The sequence below is a fragment of the Streptomyces sp. Act143 genome, from assembly GCF_003143935.1.
Taxonomy (GTDB): Bacteria; Actinomycetota; Actinomycetes; order Streptomycetales; family Streptomycetaceae; genus Streptomyces.
In genome coordinates this window covers 3871311-3893099 of the sequence record NZ_QFRX01000001.1, presented here as the reverse complement: position 1 = coordinate 3893099, position 21789 = coordinate 3871311, and the positions used below count along the sequence as shown (strand labels likewise).

The 21789-nt window shown below is 72.0% G+C and carries 17 protein-coding genes and 1 pseudogene; 12 read left to right on the top strand and 6 right to left on the bottom strand.

The genetic code is table 11. The annotated features are described in order from the left end of the window. Positions 1-60 precede the first annotated feature (60 nt). Positions 61-933: an alpha/beta fold hydrolase gene (locus tag DI272_RS17260; RefSeq protein WP_109496227.1), complete on the bottom strand. Its 873-nt coding sequence runs from the start codon at positions 931-933 to the stop codon at positions 61-63. A 361-nt stretch (positions 934-1294) separates the two neighbouring features. Next, positions 1295-3688 carry a DEAD/DEAH box helicase gene (locus tag DI272_RS17255; protein WP_109496226.1) on the bottom strand — a complete coding sequence of 798 codons (2394 nt, stop codon included), beginning with the start codon at positions 3686-3688 and terminating at the stop codon, positions 1295-1297. Positions 3689-4181: 493 nt separating this feature from the next. Between DI272_RS17255 and DI272_RS17245 the strand changes: the two genes are divergently transcribed. Next, positions 4182-4919, top strand: coding sequence for a ferritin-like fold-containing protein (locus DI272_RS17245; RefSeq protein WP_181387218.1), 738 nt, complete (start codon positions 4182-4184; stop codon positions 4917-4919). A gap of 111 nt (positions 4920-5030) precedes the next feature. On the opposite strand, the gene DI272_RS17240 is transcribed toward DI272_RS17245, so the two are convergent. The 4 genes from DI272_RS17240 to DI272_RS17225 form a co-directional block, all read right to left on the bottom strand. Further along, a complete protein-coding gene (locus tag DI272_RS17240) occupies positions 5031-5300 on the bottom strand; it encodes a hypothetical protein (RefSeq protein ID WP_109500884.1) in 270 nt (89 codons plus the stop codon). 295 nt (positions 5301-5595) lie between these two features. Then, the gene (locus DI272_RS17235; RefSeq protein WP_079310382.1) at positions 5596-5823 is read right to left on the bottom strand and encodes a DUF3107 domain-containing protein; all 228 of its coding nucleotides are present in this window, start codon (positions 5821-5823) and stop codon (positions 5596-5598) included. A 147-nt stretch (positions 5824-5970) separates the two neighbouring features. Then, entirely contained in the window at positions 5971-6612 is a 642-nt protein-coding gene (locus DI272_RS17230; RefSeq protein WP_109500883.1) for a TetR/AcrR family transcriptional regulator, read from the bottom strand. A 192-nt stretch (positions 6613-6804) separates the two neighbouring features. Next, a complete protein-coding gene (locus tag DI272_RS17225; protein WP_109496223.1) occupies positions 6805-7020 on the bottom strand; it encodes a hypothetical protein in 216 nt (71 codons plus the stop codon). Between the two features lie 220 nt (positions 7021-7240). Between DI272_RS17225 and DI272_RS17220 the strand changes: the two are divergent. From DI272_RS17220 to DI272_RS17175, 11 genes and pseudogenes are all read left to right on the top strand, one after another. Further along, positions 7241-8183: pseudogene (locus DI272_RS17220) on the top strand (alpha/beta fold hydrolase); the annotation flags it as partial. Between the two features lie 349 nt (positions 8184-8532). After that, entirely contained in the window at positions 8533-10245 is a 1713-nt protein-coding gene (locus DI272_RS17215; RefSeq protein ID WP_109496221.1) for a DUF3152 domain-containing protein, read from the top strand. Between the two features lie 57 nt (positions 10246-10302). Beyond that, the gene (locus tag DI272_RS46230) at positions 10303-10395 is read left to right on the top strand and encodes an Ms4533A family Cys-rich leader peptide (RefSeq protein WP_329334993.1); all 93 of its coding nucleotides are present in this window, start codon (positions 10303-10305) and stop codon (positions 10393-10395) included. 172 nt (positions 10396-10567) lie between these two features. After that, positions 10568-12286 carry an ABC transporter substrate-binding protein gene (locus tag DI272_RS17210; RefSeq protein WP_109496220.1) on the top strand — a complete coding sequence of 573 codons (1719 nt, stop codon included), beginning with the start codon at positions 10568-10570 and terminating at the stop codon, positions 12284-12286. Between the two features lie 4 nt (positions 12287-12290). After that, positions 12291-13277, top strand: a complete 987-nt coding sequence (locus DI272_RS17205; RefSeq protein WP_109496219.1) for an ABC transporter permease — start codon at positions 12291-12293, stop codon at positions 13275-13277. 113 nt (positions 13278-13390) lie between these two features. After that, the gene (locus DI272_RS17200) at positions 13391-14380 is read left to right on the top strand and encodes an ABC transporter permease (protein WP_181387217.1); all 990 of its coding nucleotides are present in this window, start codon (positions 13391-13393) and stop codon (positions 14378-14380) included. After that, entirely contained in the window at positions 14377-16098 is a 1722-nt protein-coding gene (locus DI272_RS17195; RefSeq protein WP_109496218.1) for an ABC transporter ATP-binding protein, read from the top strand. The genes DI272_RS17200 and DI272_RS17195 overlap by 4 nt, the downstream gene beginning before the upstream one ends. A gap of 219 nt (positions 16099-16317) precedes the next feature. Then, positions 16318-18039 carry a glycosyltransferase gene (locus tag DI272_RS17190; protein WP_258314588.1) on the top strand — a complete coding sequence of 574 codons (1722 nt, stop codon included), beginning with the start codon at positions 16318-16320 and terminating at the stop codon, positions 18037-18039. A gap of 263 nt (positions 18040-18302) precedes the next feature. Further along, positions 18303-19667, top strand: a complete 1365-nt coding sequence (locus tag DI272_RS17185; protein ID WP_258314587.1) for a hypothetical protein — start codon at positions 18303-18305, stop codon at positions 19665-19667. A 408-nt stretch (positions 19668-20075) separates the two neighbouring features. Next, complete coding sequence (locus tag DI272_RS17180) at positions 20076-21038, top strand: NAD(P)-dependent oxidoreductase (protein WP_109496216.1); 963 nt, start codon at positions 20076-20078, stop codon at positions 21036-21038. Continuing rightward, positions 21026-21778 carry a spherulation-specific family 4 protein gene (locus tag DI272_RS17175; protein ID WP_109496215.1) on the top strand — a complete coding sequence of 251 codons (753 nt, stop codon included), beginning with the start codon at positions 21026-21028 and terminating at the stop codon, positions 21776-21778. Before DI272_RS17180 ends, DI272_RS17175 begins: the two co-directional genes overlap by 13 nt. The last annotated feature ends 11 nt before the right edge of the window (positions 21779-21789 follow it).

Sequence of the window (21789 nt, the reverse complement as noted above, 5' to 3'; positions counted from 1 at the left end):
CGGTGGTTCCGTTGTGGTCAGGCGTTTTCGGGGACGGTATCGCCGCTGTGGTCAGGCGTTTTAGAGGGCGGTGTCCCAGAAGTCGGCGAAGGCGCGGGCCGTTTCCTCGGGGCGGTCCGTGTTGGGGGAGTGTTCGGCGCCGGCGACGATCGTCCGGCGCGCGTCGAGCCGTACGGCCATCTCGTCGAGGAGCGGCACCGGCCAGGTGTCGTCGTGCGCCCCGGACAGCACGTGGAACGGCAGCGGAACGGCGGCCAGTTCGTCCACGCGGTCCGGTTCGGTGCACAACTGGCGGCCAGTGACGATGAGTTGGGCGGGCTTGTTGGCCAGCCAGCGCCGCCGCAGATCGTCCCGGTCGTCCAGGCCCTCGTCGAGGTCGCCGGTTTCGGTCTCCTCGGGCGGCTCCATGGCCTGGATGGCGTCCCACACCTCCGCCATGCTCATCACGGCGAGCGCGTCCCGGAGCAGCTTGACGCGCTGCTGCTGGGAGCCGGAGATCTGGGCGGGCCCCGAGGCCATGAGGGTGAGGGAGCGGAAGGGCGCGGGGTCGAGGAGTACCGCGGCCCGGGCGATCTGCCCGCCGAGCGAGTGCCCCACGAGATGCACGGGCGCGCCGACCGCCGTGGCCTGCGCGAGCACGTCCTTCGCCAACTCGTCCTGGGCGTAGGCGGATTCGTCGGCCTCGGGCCCGTCCGACTCGTACTGGCCCCGCCCGTCCACGGCGACCGTCCGGTACCCGCGCGCCGCGAGCGGCACGTGCAGCGGGTTGAAGTCCTCCTTGCTGCCGGTGAACCCGGGCAGCAGCAGGGCGGTCCCACGGGCCGGGACACCCTCCGCCACAGGGGCGTCGACGACGGCGAACTCACCGCGTGAGGTGCGCAGGGAGTAGGCGCGGGCGCCGGGGGGTGGCGTGAAGGTGGGCGGACGGCTCATGGCTTGAGGCTATCCGGCGGGGGTGGGGAGTGCTGGGTGGGGTGGGGAGCGCGGGGGGTGGGGATCGCGCGGGGGTGGTGGTTTGCGTGGGGGCGCTGGGGCGCGGGGCAGTGGGGGCTTGCGTGGGGTGGTGGCCTGCGTGGGGGCAGCGGGTCGCGTGGGAGTGGCGGGTCGCGTGGGAGTGGCGGGTCGCGCGAGGTGGTGGCTTACGGAGGGCCGGTGGATCGCGTGACGTCGGCGGCTTGCGCAGGGCTGGTGGCTGGCTGGGTCGGTGGCTTGCGCAGGGCCGTCCCCCACGGACCTGAATGCCGACGGCCCGGCCCACACGGGGTGGACCGGGCCGTCGGCGACAGGCGGACGCTCAGCTCTCCGCGGGCTCCGCGGCAGCCGCAGCCTTGCGGGTACGCCGTGCCTTGGGCTTGGCCTCCGCCTCATCGGCGGCCTGGGCCGGGATGTCGGCGGCAGCGGCGGCGGTCTTGCGGGTACGGCGAGGCTTGGCCTCGGTCGTCTCCGCGGTGGCGGCCGTCTTGCGGGTCCGGCGTGGCTTGGCCTCGGCGGTCTCGGCCGTGTCCACGGTGGCGTCGGCGGTCGCGGTGGCGGCCGTCTTGCGCGTGCGACGGGGCTTGGCCTCGGTGGCCTCGGCCGTGTCCACCGCGGTCTCGGCTGCAGCGGCGGCCGTCTTGCGGGTGCGGCGCGGCTTCGACTCGGTGGCCTCGGCGGCAGCCTCGGCAGTGGTCTCCGCGGTGGTCGCGGTCTTGCGGGTACGCCGTGCCGTCGGCTTGGCCTCGGTGGCCTCGGCCGTGTCCACCGCGGCCTCGGCCGCAGCGGCGGCCGTCTTGCGGGTGCGGCGGCGCGGCGCGGCGGCCGGAGCCTCGGGCTCGGTGGCGACAGGCGCGGCCTCGACGGTCTTCGCGGCCACCGGCTCGGCTGCCACCGGCTCCGCGGCCTTGCGGGTGCGGCGGCGCGGCTTGACCTCGGCGGCCTCGGCGGTGTCGACCGCGGTCTCGGCGGCTGCCGTGGCCTTGCGGGTGCGGCGGCGCGGCGCGGGTGCGGTCGCCTCGGTCTCGGTGGTGACCGGCGTGGCCTCGACGACCTCCGTGGCGACCGGCGTGGCCTCGGTGGTGGTCGGCTCGACCGCCGTCACGGTCTCCGCGGCGGCCCTGCGGGTGCGACGCCGACGCGGCTTCGGCTCTGTTGCCTCCACCGTCTCGGCCGTCTCGACCGCGGTCTGCGCGGCCTCGGACGTCGCGGCCTCGGGCGTCGTGGTCTCGGCCGTCGTCACCGCAGCCGGTGCCTGTTCCGCCGAGGCACCGCCACGGGTGCGGCGACGCCTGCGCGGGGTGCGGGACGCGGGGGCGTCCTCGGTCACCGCGCTGTCCGCGGAGGGCGCGACCGCCTCGGCGGCGGGCGCAGTCGCTCCGTCCAGTGCGGCACCGCCGCGGGTACGGCGGCGACGGCGCGGCGTACGGGACGAACGCTCGCTGTCGGCGGAACGGGACTCGTCCCGGCCGCCACGACCGCCACGGCCACCCCGGTCGGCACGGCCGCGGCCACCGCGGCCACCGGTCTCGCCCAGGTCCTCGAGCTCCTCCGCGTCGAGCCCGGCGCGGGTGCGCTCGGCCCGCGGCAGGACACCCTTGGTGCCCGCGGGGATGTTCATCTCCTCGTAGAAATGCGGGGAGGTGGAGTACGTCTCCGGCGGGTCGTTGAAGCTGAGCTCCAGCGCCTTGTTGATGAGCTGCCAGCGCGGGATGTCGTCCCAGTCGACGAGGGTGATCGCGATGCCCTTGGCACCCGCGCGGCCGGTACGGCCGACCCGGTGCAGATACGTCTTCTCGTCCTCGGGGGACTGGTAGTTGATGACGTGCGTGACGCCTTCGACGTCGATACCGCGCGCGGCGACGTCGGTGCAGACGAGCACGTCCACCTTGCCGTTGCGGAACGCGCGCAGCGCCTGCTCGCGCGCGCCCTGGCCGAGGTCGCCGTGGACCGCGCCGGAGGCGAAGCCGCGCTGCTTGAGCTGGTCGGCGAGGTCGGCCGCGGTGCGCTTGGTGCGGCAGAAGACCATGGCCAGTCCCCGGCCCTCGGCCTGCAGGATGCGCGCGACCATCTCGGGCTTGTCCATGTTGTGCGCGCGGTACACGTGCTGCGAGATGTTCGCGACCGTCACGCCCTCGTCGTCCGGCGCGGTGGCGCGGATGTGCGTGGGCTGCGACATGTAGCGGCGCGCGAGACCGATGACCGCGCCCGGCATGGTCGCCGAGAACAGCATGGTCTGGCGTCGCGCCGGCAGCATGTCGATGATCTTCTCGACGTCGGGCAGGAAGCCCAGGTCGAGCATCTCGTCGGCCTCGTCGAGGACGAGCGCCTTGATGTGCTTGAGGTTGAGCTTCTTCTGGCCCGCGAGGTCGAGCAGGCGGCCCGGGGTGCCCACGATGACGTCGACGCCCTTCTTGAGGGCCTCGACCTGCGGCTCGTAGGCGCGGCCGCCGTAAATGGCCAGTACGCGTACGTTGCGGACCTTGCCCGCGGTCAGCAGGTCGTTGGTGACCTGGGTGCACAGCTCGCGCGTGGGGACGACGACGAGGGCCTGCGGGGCGTCGGTGAGGTCCTCGGGCCCGGCGCGGCCGGCCTCGACGTCGGCGGGGACGGTGACGCGCTCGAGGAGCGGGAGGCCGAAGCCCAGCGTCTTGCCGGTGCCGGTCTTGGCCTGGCCGATGACGTCCGTGCCGGAGAGGGCGACGGGGAGGGTCATCTCCTGGATGGGGAAGGGGTTGATGATGCCGACGGCCTCGAGGGCCTCGGCGGTCTCGGGAAGGATTCCGAGATCTCTGAACGTCGTAGTCAGGGTGCTGCCTCTTCTGTGTACGCGGTGCGAGGCGAGCTCGGGGGTCTCTTGAGACCGTGCTGGGGACGTCGACTGCCTTACGGACCAGCCGTAATGGCACGGGACCTCTGCCGACGCTCTAGCGCTCGAACCGCTGAGGGTCTCTCCCCGGATGCCGTACGCACAGTGCCGTACGGGCGAGGAGAGCTGTCAGGTCGGAGCCGATCGGGCCACCGACCGGGCATCCTCATACGCGCGGCCCGTCGAACACGGCGTCGTCGTAGACGCACGTACTCAGCAGGCGCATTACCACCATACCCCGGAAACGCGCACATGCGATGGCCGATTTGGTCACGTAGTCGTCGTCACACTGATTGACCAGGGCCTTCCGCCGCGCGGAGAGCGGGCTATTGTGCGCTTCATGACGACGCCTGACAACACCTCTGACGCTTCCGCCGAACACACCGGAGTGGCGGCCCAGGACTGGGCCAAGGCCTCCGCGGAGCCGCAGTACCGGGCCGCGGTCGTCGACCTTCTCGGCGCTCTCGCATACGGCGAACTCGCGGCGTTCGAGCGGCTCGCGGAGGACGCCAAGCTGGCGCCGACGCTCGCGGACAAGGCGGAGCTGGCGAAGATGGCGTCGGCGGAGTTCCACCACTACGAGAAGCTGCGTGACCGGCTGACCGAGATCGGCGCCGAGCCGACGGCGGCCATGGAGCCGTTCGTCGCCGCGCTGGACGGCTTCCACCGGCAGACGGCACCGTCGGACTGGCTGGAGGGGCTCGTCAAGGCCTACGTCGGCGACTCCATCGCCAGCGACTTCTACCGCGAGGTCGCGGCCCGGCTGGACTCGGACACGCGGGAGCTGGTGCTGGCCGTGCTGGACGACACCGGGCACGCCGGGTTCGCCGTCGAGAAGGTGCGGGCCGCGATCGACGCCGATCCGCGCGTGGGCGGGCGTCTCGCTCTGTGGGCTCGGCGTCTCATGGGCGAGGCCCTGTCGCAGTCGCAGCGGGTGGTCGCGGACCGGGACGCCTTGTCGACGATGCTCGTGGGCGGGGTCGCCGACGGGTTCGATCTGGCCGAGGTAGGACGGATGTTCTCGCGGATCACCGAGGCGCACACGAAGCGGATGGCTGCGCTGGGCTTGGCGGCGTAGCGTCCTGCGGGGGCGGCTCGGGTCGTTCCACGGCGTGCACGGGAGCGTGGGGGCTGGCCGCGCAGTTCCCCGCGCCCCCTTGAGGGCGTTGCCGCCGCGGCGCCTCAGTGTCTAAGCCGCCACCGACCTACGGCGGAGTCTTCCCGCCGGGCGGAGCAGCAGTGACAGGGACGCGATGGAGACGACCGCCGCGCCGATCAAGGTGAGCAGGACGTTGCCGGGACCCAGGGCGCTGTGGGTCACGAAGGCGCCGAACAGCGATCCGGCCACGCCCGTCGCGAAGACCAGGGACCGGGCCGGCAGACGGTGGGCCAGGCGATGGGCGGCCACGGCCGCCAGAACGAGACCGAGCAGAGCGGAGCCGAGCGCTTCCAGCAACATCATCGAGGGTCCCTCCCACACGGCCACGCTGCCTATCACGGTCGTAGCCCGTCATACCCGTGACCTGCGGAATGCAATCCTCCTCTGTGCGTGACCTGTGCTCCATATGTGGAGAAAAAAATCTTGCCGAGTTCTGCCCGGACGGCGAGAAGAGCCCGGCGGCTACGGCGGCAAGGGCCCGGCGGCTGTACGTCGACGAGGGCCCGGTGGCTGTACGGCGGCAAGGCCCCGGTGGCTGTACGACGAGAAGGGCCCGGCGACTTTGAAGTCGCCGGGCCCTTCCTCATGCGTCTGCCTACAGCGCGCCGAAGCCCACCTTGCGCGGGGCCGGCTCGCCGAGCTCCACGTAGGCGAGGCGGTCGGCCGGGACCAGGACCTTGCGGCCGTGCTCGTCCGTGAGGCTCAGCAGCTGCGTCTTTCCGGCGAGTGCCTCGGCCACCACGCGCTCGACCTCCTCGGCACTCTGACCGCTCTCCAGAACGATCTCGCGGGGCGCGTGCTGCACGCCGATCTTGACCTCCACGGCTATGTCCCTCCGACGGTCAGTGAAGTGCGCGACCTTCCGCGCCGTACTCCGCACACATTAGCCCGGTGAGGGGACGTACACGCTCCGCGCAAGAACGCCAGGAGCGAACAGCGAGCGGGAACAAATGCCCCCGGCCCGCCCCGGTCAGTGGTGGTCGATGCCGTGCAGCGGGAATCCGGCGATGCCTCGCCAGGCCAGCGAGGTCAGCAGCTGGACCGCCTGGTCGCGCGGCACGCTGCGGTCGCTGTGCAGCCAGGAGCGGGCCACGACCTGCGCGAGGCCGCCGAGGCCGGAGGCCAGCAGCATCGACTCCGCGCGCGAGAGGCCGGTGTCCTCCGCGATCACGTCGCAGATCGCCTCGGCGCACTCGTTCGTCACCTTGTCCACGCGCTCGCGCACCGCGGGCTCGTTGGTCAGGTCCGACTCGAAGACCAGGCGGAACGCGCCACCGTCGTCCTCGACGTACGCGAAATAGGCGTCCATGGTCGCCCGTACGCGCTGCTTGTTGTCGGTCGTCGACGCGAGCGCCTGCCGCACGGAGCCGATCAGTGCCTCGCAGTGCTGGTCCAGCAGCGCGAGGTAGAGGTCGAGCTTGCCCGGGAAGTGCTGGTAGAGCACCGGCTTGCTGACGCCGGCGCGCTCGGCGATGTCGTCCATCGCGGCCGAGTGATAGCCCTGCGCCACGAAGACTTCCTGTGCGGCGCCCAGCAGCTGATTCCGTCGGGCACGGCGCGGCAGGCGCGTGCCTCGCGGGCGTGCCGCCTCTGTCTGCTCGATGGCTGTCACGCCGCCTCCCATAAGTCGTCCACTTGCGGTGTGCGCCGCGCCGCCATCGTACTTTTCGGTAACCGTGGTGTGCGCGGTGCGAGCGCAGAATTTCACGTACCGGACGATGGCGAAACCCGCGCAAAGGTTTCAAAGGGGGATCGGGCGGGCAGCGGACGCACCGCCCCTGCTCACCGTTGGTCGGTGGGGGCGTCAGCGGTAGTCGTCCTCGTCGATCTGGACGACACGGGCCTGCTCGATGAGATCGGCCTCGTTCGCCCGCGCGGGGTCCACGCCGGTCAATGGATCGTCGTGGTCCGCGGTGACGTCCGTCTGCTGTTCGGCGGCGTCGTTCTCGGGGGCCTCGACGTCGAGCTCGGCGGGGTCGCCTTCCTCGAAGATGTCGGGGTCGCTGGGGTCGTGGGCCATGACGGGCTCCCTTCCTAGAACGTCCCTGGGGAAGCAGGGGGCCACATGCGGGTGCCCTGCGTACGAGCCTAGGAGACACCCGATCCGGGCGCTATGCGATGCGCGCGCGAACTATGGGTGCGTTGTCCCGGAGTGCGAGCCGGGAGTGAGCGGGGAACCGAGTGCCGCCTGTGACGGCGAACACATGAACCAGTGCGTGATCGTCTCGTAACATTGCCGCATGTCTTCGACCGAGCTGCCGTTCGTGCCGGCCACCAATGTGCTCCCGAAGGTGGCGGCCGTCAGGGTCGCGGAAGGCGAGCGGCTGCGCTCGGTCGGACTGCCGGGGATCACGCTGACGGTGCGGTCGAGACCACCCGCGCGTGAGGGGCTGCCGCCCGCGCTCTACATCCATGGCCTCGGTGGTTCCTCCCAGAACTGGTCGGCGCTGATGCTGGAGCTGGAGGGGGCCGTCGACGGTGAGGCCGTCGATCTGCCCGGCTTCGGGGACTCGCCGCCGCCGGACGACGGCGACTACTCCATCACCGCACACGCGCGTGCGGTGATCCGCTATCTCGACGCCTCCGGCCGCGGGCCCGTGCACCTGTTCGGCAACTCTCTCGGCGGTGCGGTCTCGACCCGGGTCGCCGCGGTGCGCCCCGACCTCGTCCGCACGCTCACCCTGGTCTCGCCCGCGCTCCCTGAGCTCCGCGTGCAGCGCTCCGCCGTGCCCACGGCGCTGATGGCGCTGCCCGGCGTGACGGCGCTCTTCGCCCGGCTCAGCCGTGACTGGACGGCCGAGCAGCGGGTCCGCGGGGTCATGGCGCTCTGCTACGGCGATCCCGCGCGTGTGTCGCCGGAAGGCTTCCGGCATGCCGTGGAGGAGATGGAGCGGCGGCAGCAGCTGCCGTATTTCTGGGATGCGATGACGCGTTCCGCGCGCGGGCTGGTCAACGCGTACACGCTGGGCGGGCAGCACGCACTGTGGCGTCAGGCCGAGCGGGTCCTGGCGCCGACACTCCTCGTCTACGGCGGCCGCGACCAACTCGTCGGCTACCGCATGGCCCAGAAGGCGGCCCGCGCCTTCCGCGACTCCCGGCTGCTCAGCCTGCCGGACGCGGGGCATGTGGCGATGATGGAGTACCCGGAGACGGTGGCCCGGGCGTTCGGTGAACTCCTTGTGAGCCGAGGGGACTTGAGGCGCTCGGGAGACTCGGGGAGTGCGGGGGCTGTCGGGGCTTTGGCACCGGATGACCTGGCCGAGAGGGTTGGCGGGGCTACGGGCTCGGGTGGCGTCTACGAGGGTGCCGGCGAGGTGTTGGGCGCGGGTGACGTCTACGAGAGTGTCGGTGAGGCATCGAGCGCGGAGGGCGTCTCCGCGGGTGCGGGTGAGGCGTCGGGTGAGGGGGGCGTCTCCGCGGGTGTCGGTGAGACTGCGGGTGCGGGTGCGGGTGCGGGTGCGGGTGCGGGTGCGGGTGACGGCTCCGGCGATGGTGCCGTCGAGTCTTCGAGTGCGGGGAGCTGAGGCGCGCGGTGGGACGCCACAGCCGCCGCGGGTCCGCCCCCAAGGGTGACTCCGCGGAGACAGCCGCAAGGCGAGGCGGTCGGGGGGACGCGGGTGCCGCACCTCGGCCCGGTGTCGCCCCTGGGTCCGGTGCCGTGCCTGGGGCGGGTGCCGTACCTCGATCGGGTGCTGCGCCGGGGCAGGGGATGCCCTCGGCGGGCGGGCCCTCGGTGTACGGGGACCCGGTGTATCGGCTTGCGCAGGGGGCGCGAATCCCTGACGGCACGCCTGCTCATGGAGTGCCTCGGCTTCCGGACGGGACGCCGGCGCGGGGTGTGCCGCGGTTTGCCGATGGGACGCCTGCGCATGGGGTTCCTCGGCTTCCTGATGGGACGCCTGCGCATGGGGTTCCGCGGCTGCCTGATGGGACGCCTGCTCGCGGTGTGCCGCGGTTTGCCGATGGGACGCCTGCTCATGGAGTTCCCCGGCTTCCGGACGGGACGCCCGCTCGCGGTGTCCCCCGGTTCCCGTTCCCCGATGGCACCCCCGCGCACGGCACTCCCGGGGTTCGGGGCGGTCATCCCGAGCAGCGTGAGAACGGGGGTGGCTGGGGCGAGTTGGGGGCGCACGGCACCTCCGCCACCGCCGGGCCCGGTGTCACCCTGCCCCGGCAGCGCCAGGCGCCTCCCGGTGGTCCTGGTGGCCGCCGGCAGCCCGGTCCCCGGCAGGACTATCTCGACGCCTTCGAGGGCGAGGACGTCGATCTGTTCTCGCGCCGGCCGGATCAGGGCCCCGGGTTCGCGCACCGTACTGCTCACGCTTCCGTGGCCGCGGACCCGTACGCCTCCGTCACCGACTGGCAGACCACCCCGGAACCGCGTACCGACGCCGATGACGAGGACGCCCCGCCCACCGGCGAGCCCGTGCGCGGCAAGGGCGGCAAGGGGCGGACGTTCACCGGGATCGCGGCCGCCGCCGTCACCACCGTGCTGGCCGTCGTCGTCGCCGGTCAGGTCGCCGACGGGCGGGACGACACCGCCGTGCAGTCGCAGGCCGCCACCGACCGCGCGCGGGACGCCCGTGACTCCGCCTCGCGCGGGGACGGGCGGCCCACGCCGTCGTCGTCGCCCGGCGTGGCGACGCTGACGTACGAGCAGAAGATGGACCAGAAGTACGCCCTCGCGGCCGGGCTCACCGGGTCGGGGAAGTTCGATGCGGTCAAGGGCGTCGCCAAGGCGCCCGGCAGCGGGCAGAAGTTCACCTACCGGGTGGACGTCGAGCAGGGGCTCGGGCTCGACGGGGAGCTGTTCGCCGAGGCGGTGCACAAGACGCTCAACGACGACCGGAGCTGGTCCCACAACGGTGCCCGCACCTTCGAGCGCGTCTACTCCGGCAAACCCGACTTCGTGATCACGCTCGCCAGCCCGGGCACCACGGCCAAGTGGTGCGCCAAGTCCGGTCTGGACACGACCGTGGACAACGTGTCCTGCGACTCGGCCGCCACCGAGCGCGTGATGATCAACGCGTTCCGGTGGGCCCAGGGCTCCAAGACCTACGGCGACCAGATCCACGCCTACCGGCAGATGCTGATCAACCACGAGGTCGGTCATCGGCTCGGCTACAGCCATGTGACCTGCGACAAGAACGGCGAACTCGCCCCGGTCATGCAGCAGCAGACCAAGTTCCTGACCCACAACGGCATCACGTGCAAGCCCAACCCCTGGCCGTATCCCGGGAGTTGACGGACGTCTCCCAAGTCACGTTGACATGCGCAGAAAAGTCGTACTAATTTTCTGCGCATGTCGTCCCGTCACGCCTCCGTTCGCGCCGCCATCGAGCTGGCGCTCATCGGCGTGACCGCGCTCTGCGTGGCCGACATTCACTGTCGCTGACGTCCGCCTCTGGCGTTCGCGTCGCGATCTTCTTCCTTGTCTGTGGGCTCTTGCCCACGGTTCTTCGACGACCTGACGCCCGGGCAGACGTCTGTTCACTCCTGTCTCACCCTTCGTCAATCTGTCTCGTCATTCGAGATGCAGAGAATCATTCCTCGAGAGGTCGTCTCCGATGCGTCAACCGTCCGTCATCGCGCGCCGCGTGGCCGCGGCATCCGTAAGCCTGGTCCTGGCCGCGGGCGCCGCCGCCTGCGGCCCTGAGGACAACGATGCCGAGAGCTCCGGTGGCGACTCCACGCCCCACAAGGGCGGCACCCTCACGGTCCTGAACTCCGAGCCGCAGACCGACTTCGACCCGGCCCGCCTCTACACCTCCGGCGGCGGCAACGTGCCCTCGCTCGTCTTCCGTACGCTCACCACCCGCAACCGCGAGGACGGCGCCGCCGGCGCGAAGGTCGTCCCCGACCTCGCCACCGACACCGGGCGTCCCAACAAGGACGCGACCGTGTGGACGTACACCCTGAAGAAGGGGCTCAAGTACGAGGACGGCACCGCGATCACCTCGGCCGACATCAAGTACGGCATCGAGCGCTCCTTCGCGCCCGAGCTGTCCGGTGGTGCGCCCTACCTGCGGGACTGGCTGGTCGGCGCGGCCGACTACCAGGGGCCGTACAAGGACAAGGGCGGGCTGGGCGCCATCGAGACGCCGGACGACCGGACCATCGTCTTCCACCTGAACAAGCCCGAGGGCGAGTTCCCCTTCCTGGCCACGCAGACGCAGTTCGCGCCCGTCCCGAAGGCCAAGGACACCGGGACGAAGTACGAGGAGCACCCGGTCTCGTCCGGCCCCTACAAGGTCGTCAAGAACGAGAACGACGGCGAGACCGTCCTCCTGGCGCGCAACACGTACTGGTCCGCCTCGACGGACGCCGAGCGCAAGGCGTACCCGGACAAGATCGACGTCAGGTCCGGGCTCGACGCATCCGTGATCAACCAGCGGCTGTCCGCGTCCCAGGGTGCGGACGCGACCGCGGTCACCACGGACACCAACCTCGGCCCCGCCGAGCTCGCCAAGGTGACCGGCGACAAGGAGCTCGCCGCGCGCGTCGGCACGGGCCACTTCGGCTACACGAACTACATAGCGTTCAACCCCACCGTCAAGCCGTTCAACAACGTCAAGGTGCGGCAGGCGATCGCGTACGCCGTTGATCGTTCGTCGGTGGTCAACGCCGCCGGCGGCTCGTCGCTGGCCGAGGCCGCCACCACCTTCCTGCCGAACCAGAAGTCCTTCGGCTACGAGCCGTACGACCACTTCCCGGCGGGCGCCACCGGCGACGCGGCCAAGGCCAAGGAGCTGCTGAAGGAGGCCGGCTACCCGAACGGGCTCACCGTCACGCTGACCCACGACAACGCCCAGAACTTCAAGACCAGCCCCGAGATCGCGACCGCGATCCAGGACGCGCTCAAGAAGGCCGGGATCACGGTCAAGCTGCAGGGCCTGGAGGACAACACCTACTCGGACACCATCCACGACGTGAAGACCGAACCGGGCTTCTTCCTCTCCGCGTGGGGTGCCGACTGGCCCTCCGGCGGTCCCTTCCTCGCCCCGATCTTCGACGGCCGTCAGATCGTCGAGGACGGCGCGAACTTCAACTCGGGCCTGCTCAATGACAAGTCGGTCAATGCCGAGATTGACGCGATCAACAAGTTGACCGATCTTGACGCTGCCGCCAAGAGGTGGGGTGCACTGGACAAGAAGATCGGTGAGCAGGCGCTGACCGTCCCGCTGTTCCACCCGGTCTACAAGCGTCTGGTCGGCAAGGACATCAAGAACGTCGTGATCAGCGACTGGACCGGTGTGCTGGACATCTCGCAGGTCGCGGTCAAGTAACCCGATGAGCGAGGCACTTGTCGCCGTCGAGACCCCCGGGGCACTCGCCCCGGGGGCCTCGGGGGCTCGTCAGTTCTGGCGGCGGCTGCGGGCGCAGCGGGCCGCCATGGTCGCGGCCGGCGTTGTCGCGTTGCTCGTCCTGGTCGCCCTCGCGGCGCCGCTGTTCACCGCGTTGGAGGGCCAGGACCCGAACACCTATCACTCCTCCCTGGTGGACTCCGCGCGCGGAGGCGTGCCGATCGGGTCCCTCGGCGGGATCAGCGGGGACCACTGGCTCGGCGTCGAACCGCAGACGGGGCGCGACCTGTTCGCGCGGCTCGTGTACGGCGCCCGGGTCTCGCTGGGCGTCGCGCTGGCCGCCACCGTCGTCCAGGTGTTGATCGGTGTCGTCGTGGGTGTATCGGCCGCGCTCGGCAGTCGATGGGTTGATCAACTGTTGAGCAGGTTCACGGACGTCATCGTCGCCATGCCTCTCATGATCATGTCGTTGGCGCTGCTCGCGATCGTCCCGGCGAGCTTCCCGCGACCCGTCCTCGTCGCGCTGGTCATCGGGTTGATCGCGTGGGGCAACATCGCCAAGATCGTGCGCGCCCAGACGCTCACGCTGAAGGGGCTCGACTACGTCTCCGCCGCGCGGCTCAGCGGCTGGGGCACCTGGCGGATCGCCCGCCGTGAACTGCTGCCCGGCATCGCCGCGCCGGTGATCACCTACGCGGCACTGCTGGTCCCGGGCAACATCTCGGTCGAGGCGGCCCTGTCCTTCCTGGGCGTCGGCGTGAAGCCGCCCACGCCGTCGTGGGGGCAGATGCTCACCGCCGCCGACGTCTGGTACCAGGCCGCCCCGCAGTACCTGCTGCTGCCGGCCGGCGCGCTCTTCGTCACCGTCCTCGCCCTGACCGTCCTCGGCGACGGCGTGCGCACCGCCCTGGACCCGCGCGCGGCGTCCCGGCTGCGCGTCGGCACGGGCCGCAAGAGGGAGGCCAAGGCATGACGGGCTCTCAAGCCACGACGGGTTCTCAAGCCACGAAGGACTCTCCAGGCACGGCAGGCTCTCGAGTCACGGCAAGCCTTCCGGGGCTGGCGGGGCTGGCGGGGCTTCAGGGCATGCTGGGCTTCCTCGTAAGGCGCACGCTCGGCGCCGTCGTCACCCTGTTCGCCATCTCGGTGATCGTCTACGTCGTCTTCTATGTCACCCCCGGCGACGTCGCCCAGATCACCTGCGGTCCGCGCTGCTCGCCGGAACAGGTGCACCAGGTCGCCCAGCAGCTCAGGCTCGACGACCCGCTCTACGTGCGCTATTGGCACTTCCTGGAGGGCCTCGTCGCCGGCCAGGACTACTCGACCGGCACGTCCGTGCAGCACTGCTCGGCACCCTGCCTCGGGCTGTCGTACCAGAGCGACCAGCAGGTCACCCAGCTGATCCTCACCAAGCTGCCGGTCAGCCTGTCGCTGGTGTTCGGTGCGATGGTGCTGTGGCTGATCCTCGGCGTCGGGACCGGCGTCCTGTCCGCCTGGCGGCGCGGCCGGCTCAGCGAGCGGCTGCTGACCGGCGTCACGCTCGCGGGCGTGGCCACGCCGGTCTTCGTCATCGGCCTGGTCCTGATGATCGTCGTCTGCGGGCAGCTCCAACTGCTGCCGTTCCCGCAGTACGTGGACTTCACCGACGACCCCGAGCAGTGGGCGTGGAACCTGCTGCTGCCCTGGCTGTCGCTCGCGCTCATCGAGGCCGCCGCGTTCGCCCGTCTGACCCGCGCGTCGATGCTGGAGACGCTCGCCGAGGACCACATCCGCACCTTCCGGGCGTACGGCGTGGGGGAGCGGTCCGTGATCGGACGGCACGCCCTGCGGGGCGCGTTGGCGCCGGTCATTGCGCTCAACGCCAACAACTTCGGCAGCGCGGTCGGGGGCGCGGTGCTCACCGAGACACTGTTCGGCCTGCCCGGCATCGGACAGGAACTGGTCCATGCGGTCAATGTGGTCGACCTGCCGGTCGTGGTCGGCATGGTCCTGGTCATCGGCTTCTTCGTGGTTCTCGCCAACGCCGTCGCGGACGTGCTGTACGCGGTGGCCGACCGACGGGTGGTGCTCGCATGAGCCTCGTGGACGTCAAGGACCTGACGGTCGAGTTCGGCTCGGTGCGTGCCGTCGACAAGCTCTCCCTCCGACTGGAGCCGGGCGCCGCCCTCGCCCTGGTCGGGGAGTCCGGCTCCGGCAAGTCCACCGTCGCCGCCGCCCTGCTGGGGCTGCACCGCGGCACGGGCGCGTGGGTCGGCGGCTCGGTCGAGGTCGCCGGCATCGACGTGGAGCGGGCCACGGACGAGGAACTGCGGCGACTGCGCGGTGGAAGGGCGGCGATGGTCTTCCAGGACCCGCTGTCGTCCCTCGACCCTTACTACGCGGTCGGGGACCAGATCGCCGAGGTGTACCGCGTGCACACGCGCGTGTCGCGACGGGCCGCACGCGCGCGTGCGGTCGACGTACTCGACCGGGTTGGAATTCCGGACGCGGTACGGCGGTCGCGGTCCCGCCCGCACGAGTTCAGCGGCGGCATGCGCCAGCGCGTGCTGATCGCCATGGCGCTCGCCTGCGAACCGGACCTGCTGATCGCCGACGAGCCGACCACCGCGCTCGACGTCACCGTCCAGGCCCAGATCCTCGACCTGCTGCACACGCTGCGCGAGGAGACCGGCATGGGGCTGCTGCTCGTCACGCACGACGTGGGCGTCGCGGCGGAGAGCGTCGACGAGGTGCTCGTGATGCGGCACGGGCGGGCGGTCGAGCACGGGCCGGTCGGCGCGGTGCTCGGGGCGCCTCGGGAGGCGTACACATGCGACCTGCTCGCCGCGGTCCCGCGCGTGGACGCGACCCGGACGGCCGGCAGGGAGGCCACCGAGAAGGCCGCCGGGAAGGCCGGCGACAAGGCCGGTGAGAACGTCGGCGAGGGGCTCGGTGAGAAGGTCGGCGAAGAGCTCGGCGAGGAGCTCGGTGGGAGGGTCGGTGAGGACCTCGGTGAGGTCGTTCTGGAGGCCACCGGCCTCCGGCGCGAGTTCGGGCGCGGGAAGACGGCCTTCACGGCCGTCGACGACGTCTCGCTGACCATCCGCCGGGGCGAGACCCTCGGTGTCGTCGGTGAGAGCGGCAGCGGCAAGACGACGCTCGGCCGGATGCTGGTCGGGCTGCTGGAGCCGACGGCGGGGGAGGTCCGTCACGACGGGCACGCGCGCGTGGGCGTGCATCCCGCCGTGCAGATGGTCTTCCAGGACCCCGTCGCCTCCCTCAACCCCCGCCGCAGCGTGGGCGAGTCCATAGCCGACCCGCTCCGCGCGCGGGGTGAGCGCGACGAGCAACGCATCAGGGGGCGCGTGACAGAGCTCCTGGCGCGCGTCGGGCTCGAAGGGGCGCACTACGACCGCTACCCGCACGAGTTCAGCGGCGGACAGCGCCAGCGGGTGGGCATCGCGCGTGCGCTCGCCGCCGACCCGCGCGTCATCGTCTGCGACGAGCCCGTCTCCGCGCTGGACGTCACCACACAGGCCCAAGTGGTCGCCCTGCTGGGGGAGTTGCAGCGCGAACTCGGACTCGCGCTCGTCTTCGTCGCGCACGACCTGGCCGTCGTAAGACAGGTCAGCGACCGGGTCGCGGTGATGCGGCGCGGCCGGATCGTCGAGACCGGGCCTGCCGACGAGGTGTACGACAGCCCGCAGCACCCCTACACCAAGCAACTGCTGGCCGCCGTACCGGCACTCGACCCCGAGGTGGCCGCACGGCGCAGAGCCGCACGTCGGGAGCTGGCCGCGCCTGACGGAACGTAACTGCATGATCTCTTAGCGCGATCGAACGCGACCCGCACGGGAAAGTTACGACCGTTCACCCCTTTTGGTGGTGCGACGGACAACCGTCCGTCGCACCACCGCCTTGTCCGCATACGTTCGTCCCGCTGCGAGCCGCCGGGTCAACGGCGGCTCCCCATACGGGAGATCGGGGGTGTACTCGTGCGCATCGGACTGCTTACGGAGGGTGGCTATCCGTATGTGAGCGGTGACGCCAGGCTGTGGTGCGACCGGCTCGTGCGCGGGCTCGATCAACACGAGTTCGACATCTACGCGCTCAGCCGCAGCCGGCGGCAGGAGGACGAGGGCTGGGTCGCCCTGCCGCCGCAGGTCAGCCGCGTACGGACGGCGCCGCTGTGGACCGCCGAGGACGACGGGATCGTCCTCGGGCGCCGTGCGCGCCGGCGGTTCGCCGAGCACTACGGGGAGTTGGCGGCGGCCCTGTGCGCGGGTGCGGGCCCTTCCGGTGGTGCCGCTATCGAGGGGGCGTCGACTGCGGGGTCCTCGGTTGAGGGACCCTCGGCTGAGGGGTCGTCGGCCACTGAGGCGGACCGTTTCGGCAGCGCGCTGTACGGTCTCGCCGAACTCGCCCGTGACGAGGGCGGCCTCGGCGGGGCGCTCCGCTCCGAGACCGCCGTACGCGCCCTGGAGCGCGCCTGTCGTACGCCGGGCGCCCCCCAGGCGGCCCGCGAGGCACGCGTCCCCGATCTGCTCGCCGTCGCCCGCCACCTGGAGCGCGCGCTGCGCCCCCTGTCGCTCGACTGGTACGAGGACGACGGCCTCGGCTCCGTCGACCTCTGTCACGCCACCTCCGGCGGTCCGGGAGCGCTCCCCGGCCTGCTTGCCCGGCACTTCTCCGGCGCACCGCTGCTGGTGACCGAGTACGGCGTCCAACTGCGCACGCACCACCTGTCCGCCGCCGAGGCCGCCCCGTCGGTACGCGCCCTGCTCGCCGCCTTCCACGGCAGGCTCGCCGCGGAGATCTACGCCCGGGCCGCCCTTGTCACACCCGGCAACGCCCACGCCCGCCGCTGGCAGGAACGCTGCGGCGCCGACCGCGACAAGATCCGCACGGTCTATCCGGGCATGGACGCCACCCGCTTCGCGGAGGTCGGCGAGTCCCCGGAGTGCGCCGACCCCGACACGCTGGCGTGGGTCGGTCGCGTGGAGCCGACGAAGGACCTGATCTCCCTCCTCCACGCTTTCGCGGAGATCCGCAAGGAGGAGCCGAAGACGCGTCTGCGGATCATCGGCGTCCCGGCGGGCAGCGAGGGCGTGGCCTACCTCGGCCACTGCAAGGCGCTCGCCGCCCAGCTCTTCCCCGACGAGGCGGACGGTCTGCACGCGGTCGGCGACAACCCGGTGTCCTTCGAGGAGATCGGCGGCCCCGACATCCCGAGCCCGGCGGAGGCGTACGCGTCCGGCGCGGTGACCGTTCTGTCCAGCGTGGTCGAGGGCTTTCCGATCAGCCTGGTGGAGGCCATGTTCTGCGCCCGCGCGACGGTGTCCACCGACGTCGGCGCGGTGGTCGAGGTGATCGGCGGTACCGGTCTCGTCGTACCCCCGCGCAATCCACGGGCGCTCGCCGAGGCGTGCGTGGCGCTGTTGCGCGACCCCGAGCGCCGGGCACGCCTGGGCGCCGCCGCACGCGCGCGTGCGCTCGAGCTGTTCACCGTCGAACAGAACATCGCGGCATTTCACGGCATTTACCTGGAGATCGTCTCGCGCCACCCGGTCCGCCGGGTCGTTCTCGACGACGCCACGGGGGAGCCCCTGCCCTTCGCCGTCCCCGCCGAGGCCCACGTGCCCGGCCGCTGGACCGGCCCCGGCGCCCGCGTCGTGGCCCGCGGCGGCCCCGGCTGGGCGGCGGGCCCGCCGGTACGCGCCAACACCCCGCTGCCCGCGACGGAGGGAGCGCGATGAGCGAGCTGGACGAACTCGGCGCACTGGACCGACCGGGCACCCCTGGCAGCCCTGGAGCGTGGGATGCGCGCTCGGAGGTGTGGGCGACACAGGAAGGGGAGCGGGAGGAGGAGCGGAAGGGTGCGCGGACGGATGAGTGGAAGGCTGAACGGACAGGGGAGCGGACAGAAGGTCAGGCGGCCGTCGGCGACGGAGGGATCGACGCATTGGCCGAGGTCGGTACAGAGGCCGCCACACGGCCCGGTGCAGAGGCCGACGGCGAGATGACCACCGGCGCGGCTGCGCGGCAGGGCGGGGTGCCCGATCTGGTGCCCCGTAGCGGCGAGGCCTCCCGCGCGGCGGTCACCGCCGGAGTCGCTTCGGCGCCTGGGGAAGCTTCTGCCGCCACAGGAGCCTTCGCCTCCGCTTCCCCCGCCGTCTCCGTCACCACCACCGACCGCACCGCGGTCGCCACCGCCCAGCGGGCCACGCTCCCGCCCTCACCCCCACGCTCACCCTCGCCCTTCGCGGTCCGCCCCCCGCAGCCCGCCGCCACCGCACGTCGAACGACGGCCGCGGACCCGGTCAAAGCCCTGATGCACCGCCACCGCGAGCTGTGCGCACGAGCCGTCGACCCCTTGGAGATCGCGGCGGGCCTGGAGGCGCACGGCGTCACCGACCGCACCGCGACCCGTTTCCGTCACCGCGACGTCTTCTCGCTCGCCGAGGAGATGTACGCGCGCGCGTCCCGGGACGGCGAGTCGCCGGCACCGGCGGCGGCCCCAGAGGTCCCCCGAGCCCGCGCCGACTGGGCGCTGCTCACCCTCCTGCCGGGCGCGCTGTGCGCCGCGGCATTGACCGGCATCCACCTCACCGACGGTCGGGCCCGCCTGATCACCGTGGCCGTGGGCATCCTCGCCGTCACCCTGTCCCTGCGCGCGGCACTCGCCAGAGGCCCCCTCGGCACCACCCACTACACGCCGCCCCGAACCCGCACGCTCACCTGCCTGCTGATCGTCTACGCCATGCTGGGCGACGGTCTGCTCCAGCAAGCCATCACCGGCGGCCCCGACAGCCTCCCCACCGGCGCCGCGGACGCCCCTTGGCCCACGGCCGGCGTTCCCGTCCTGGCCCTCGCCCTGTCCCTGGCCCCCGCGGCCTGGGCCGCCCACCTGCTGACCGCGCGGGCCCGCCGCAGGCTGACCGCCAGCCGAGGTCTGGAGGACTTCGCGGCAGCCGTACGGCCGCTTCTCCTGGGCGCGTTCGCCCTGTACCTGTCCGCGCTGACGGCCCTACTGGCCTTGTCGGCCGTGGCCCTGGACGAACCGGTCCCGTACGCCCAGACGATGGCCCTCGGCGCGCTTCTCTTCCTCTCCCGCCTCCTCACCACCCACGGCTTCACCCGGGCGCCCGCCCTGGTCCTCACGGCGACCGCCGCCACCCAAGTGACGGCCCTGGCCACGACTTTCGCGTCCCGCCTCCCCGGCTGTGGCTTCCTGGGCACCCCGGTGACGACGCTCGTAGCGGCCTGGGGCCCAGGCGCGGTCCAGGCGCTCGCCTGCGGTGTCGCGGCCATGACCCTCCTCGTCCACGCGACCCGCAGGCTCACGAGGGCGTCGGCCCACGCCAGCACGGACGCCCAGTGGTGAGCCGGGCACGCCCGCGTGGAGCCGTAGGGCCGCAATGGCGGGAGACGGACGCGTGCGGCGCCGGGGCCCGGCTTGCAACGCGCGCGCCCGCGGCCCGGCTTGCAACGCGCACGCGCACCCTCGCGGCCCGGCCCGCAACGCGCACCCGCCCGGATCACCGGTGCCCCCCGAAGCGCACCCGCCCGGATCACCGGCACCCTCCGAAGCCCACCCCTTGGAGCCCGCAGCGAGCCACCTCCACCTCCGTCCTCGCCCACATCACCCCCACCCCCACCCCCACGTCCACCCATCTCGCACAGGCCGCCCCAGGCACCCCCGCCCACCGCCGGAGTCCGGCGGCCCCCTTGCTGAAGGAGAGCACCAGATGATCACCTCCCGACCCGACCACGAGGCCCCGGGAGCAGCGCGATGAGGGTCCTGCTGATCGGAGCCAACGGCTACCTCGGCCGCTTCGTGGCCGACCGTCTCCTCGCCGACCCCGCCGTCCAGCTCACCGCGCTGGGCCGCGGCGACGACGCGGACGTCCGTTTCGACCTCGCGTCCGGCAGCCCCGGCGCGCTCACCCGCTTCCTCGACGCGGTCCACCCAGGAGTCGTCGTCAACTGCGCCGGCGCCACCAGGGGCGGCGCCCGCGAACTGACCCGCCACAACACGGTCGCCGTGGCCACCGTCTGCGAGGCGCTGCGCCGCAGCGGCTGCGGCGCGCGGCTCGTCCAGATCGGGTGCGGCGCCGAATACGGCCCCAGCCAACCCGGCAGCTCCACCGCCGAGGACGCCGTCCCCCGCCCCGGCGGCCCGTACGGCGTCAGCAAACTCGCCGCCACCGAACTGGTCCTGGGCTCCGGCCTGGACGCGGTCGTCCTCCGGGTCTTCTCACCGGCGGGCCCCGGCACCCCCGCCGGCTCCCCGCTCGGCCGCCTCGCCGAGGCCATGCGCCGCGCCATGCAGTCCGGCGACGGCGAGCTGAAGCTCGGTGGTCTCGGCGCTCAGCGCGACTTCATCGACGTCCGGGACGTCGCCCGAGCCGTGCACGCGGCCAGCCTGTCCGCCGCGCAGGGGGTCATCAACATCGGCTCCGGCCGTGCCGTCCGCCTGCGTGACGCCGCTGCCATCCTCGCCCGCGTGGCCGGCTACGGCGGCGCGCTGCACGAACTCGACGGCCCGCCCGGCCCGCCGCTGCGCGCGTCCATCGGCCACCCCCGTTCCGAAGCGGAGCACGCGGCCCCGGTCGCCTACCCGTACCCGGACGGCTGCGGCAGCTGGCAGCAGGCCGACGTCCGCACCGCCCGAGACCGCCTCGGCTGGCGCCCCCGCATCAATCTCGAAGAGTCGTTGGCAGACATCTGGATGGAGGCGGCATGCCGCATCTGACCAGCCCGAACGCGACGAAACAGGGCACTGGCCTGCACATCGGCCTCGGCATCCCCGGCTTCGCCCACCCCCTCGTCGCCCCCGCCGAGTGGGCCGAACTCACCCGCCCTCGCTCCGCCTCCCTGCACTGGGTCGTCCTCAACGTGGCCGACGGCCCGGGCAGCCGCCCCGACCCGCACTGTCTGGAGGCGGCCGGGCGGCTGCGCAACGCCGGCATCCGTGTTCTCGGTCACATCGACGCCACGTACGGGGCCCGGTCCTTCGGCGAGATGGTCTCCGACGCGCAGCGCTACATCGACTGGTACAAGGTCGACGGCTTCTTCCTCGACCGCTGCCCGACCGAACGGACCTCGCTCCCCGAGATCCGCCGCACCGTCACCACGCTCCGGGCGATCCGCGCCGACGCCCACGTCGTCCTCGGTCACGGCACCCACCCCTACCCGGGTTACGCCGAGAGCGCGGACCAGCTGGTCACCTTCTCCGGCCCGTGGAGCGACTACCGCTGGTCGCAGGTGGCCGAGTGGACCGCCGACTACCCTCCGGACCGCTTCTGTCACTTCGTCCACGGCGTCCCGGGACCCCACCTGGACGAGGCCCTGCGCATCGCCCGCTGGCAGGGTGCGGCCACGATCTACTTCACCGACCGCACAGACCGAGGTGGCCGCACCGACCCCTGGGAGACGATGCCCGGCTACTGGGACGAAATCGTCTCGCGGATCGGGACGGGTGTCTCGGAATGAAAAAGGCCATG